General features: G+C 46.0%; 3 protein-coding genes. All 3 read left to right on the top strand.

Annotated elements, in window-relative coordinates; genetic code table 11:
• On the top strand, positions 1-387 hold a 387-nt coding region (locus GRP75_RS24975; RefSeq protein WP_237449184.1), incomplete at its 5' end, for a DUF350 domain-containing protein.
• 54 nt (positions 388-441) lie between these two features.
• Positions 442-1149 carry a hypothetical protein gene (locus GRP75_RS24970; RefSeq protein WP_068940106.1) on the top strand — a complete coding sequence of 236 codons (708 nt, stop codon included), beginning with the start codon at positions 442-444 and terminating at the stop codon, positions 1147-1149.
• A gap of 116 nt (positions 1150-1265) precedes the next feature.
• Positions 1266-2198, top strand: a 933-nt coding sequence (locus GRP75_RS24965; protein WP_160790674.1) for an MFS transporter, incomplete at its 3' end; no start/stop codon positions are given.

Raw genomic sequence — 2198 nt, 5'->3', positions numbered from 1 at the left:
CCGTTGGGGATGATGCTGGGTTATTTCTCGGTGGCGGTGCTGGAGCTAATTGTATTTTTGTCGTGTTTTGAGCTGGTAACCCGCTATAAATGCTGGGAAGAGATCAAGCGCGGTAATGTTTCGGTAGCCATGGCTACGGGAGGGAAAATGTTCGGTATTTGCAACGTACTCCGCTTTGCAATGGAAGCCAAATCCAGTGTGTATGATACGATGATTTGGTCGTTCGTTGGCTTTTTACTGCTTCTTGCGGCGTACTTTCTTTTTGAGTTTCTGACACCAGTATTTTCTATCGATCAACAGATTAAAGAGGATAATCGTGCTGTCGGCTTGTTCTCCATGATTATTTCCATATCTTTATCTTATGTGATCGGTGCCAGTGTAACTTGACACATCTTGTATACTAGAGCTTGGTATACGCTTGGAACGGAAGGATGATAAAGCTTGGAAATGACTATTTGTCCATGGTGTAACATGGAAATTATTTGGGATGAAGAATTAGGACCTGAGGAAGAGTGTCCTTATTGCCATAATGATCTAAAAGGGTACTCTGACATCACCGATGATGAAGATGAGTCTGTTTCTCCACCTGTTCATAGACATGCCGGTGAGCATGGACATGAAGAGACGAAACATGATCATGTGGCTTCTGTAACCCCGGCGCCCCACTCTCATGGAAAAGAAGACCTGAAGGGTTATCGGACATTGAGTATTCAGCTCGGTGATGATGAGGAGCAGGATATTTTATATGAGGCAGAGGATGAAATCGTAGTTGAAAAACCGGTTGATGCACCGTTGTTGCAGGATAATGAGCTTCATAAGTTGCCTGTGCTGCATACTTTGCAAAAATTTGAAGAAAGCGGTGCGGATCTGATGGCTTATGAACAAGGCGCTGAACAAATACTCGACAGACAAGATGAGGTTCTTGAATGTTCTCAATGTGGGGAGTACATGCTGCATGCAGGTTCGCAAACCGTAACCAGAGAAGGTTTTGAACCGTCGATGTCTCCAGCGCTGGGCAAGCCCGTTCTGGATTTGCCGTTCGTCTTGAATGTTTATGTATGCCCTAGCTGCTTCCATGTCCAGCAGACACTGTCAGAGAATGACCGACTGCGGATGCTGGAGAAGCTCAGCGGTATTTCCAACAATTAAATAGCAATCCCCCGGATAGGCCCAAGCTCAATACGGGCATCTTAAATCGAAGAAATCTTTGAACAAGCTGGCTTGAAATAAGCTGATTGGTGATTTTTCGGTTAGGGGGAACTGCATTGAAATCAAACCTGAACGGACAATCCATTCTGCTATTAAGCTTGAATGGATTGTTTGTGTTTGCAGCAGCATTGTCAGGCACATTTCTTAACGTGTATTTGTGGAAAAGCAGGCAGGATTACGCGATGATCGGCTGGTTTAATGTCAGTCAACAAATTGCACTGGGAATTATGGTCTGGGTGGCTGGAAAGTGGGTCAAGGAACATAACAAAATGAATGCCCTACGCGTGGGGACCGCATTATCAGGCCTATTTTATCTGATCGTGTTATATACGGGACCGCAGGCTGTGAACTACATATGGCCGCTCGGGATGCTGCTGGGTGCAGCATTAGGTTTATTCTGGCTGGCGTTTAATGTGATTTTTTTCGAAGTCACGGATCAGGCAAGCCGTGATCATTTTAACGGATGGGTGGGTCTGCTGGGCTCGTTTTCTGGTATAGTGGGTCCTTGGCTGTCCGGTTGGATTATTGCCCGTATGGAGGATGACGCAGGTTATCGCGTGATATTCAGTATTTCCTTGGCCTTTTATGTCGTAGGAGTGGTGCTTAGTTTCTTTCTTCGCAAACGTAAGCCGACAGGAAATTACAATTGGAAAGAGCCCAAGCAACGATTGTCACAAAAAGGGAGTATGTGGCGTCCGTTGTCGTTATCGCTTATTGCCCAGGGCATCCGTGAAGGGGTGTTTGCCTTCCTGATTACGCTGCTCGTATATGTAGCTACTCAACAGGAATGGAAGCTGGCACAGTTTTCACTTATCACCTCGGCGGTATCATTTTTCAGCTTTTGGGCTGTCGGAAAATGGCTCAAGCCACACTATCGTTCGGCGGGTATGCTGTTGGGTGCCGTGTTGTTGGTGATCGCGCTATTACCGTTATTGTGGCGTATGGAGTATAGCACACTACTGATTATGGGGATCGGCACCGCTTTATTT

It is taken from the genome of Paenibacillus sp. OT2-17, from assembly GCF_009827695.1.
Classification (GTDB): domain Bacteria; phylum Bacillota; class Bacilli; order Paenibacillales; family Paenibacillaceae; genus Paenibacillus; species Paenibacillus polymyxa_B.
Note: the sequence above shows the minus strand (reverse complement) of the source record. Positions and strands in the feature narration are given on the sequence as shown.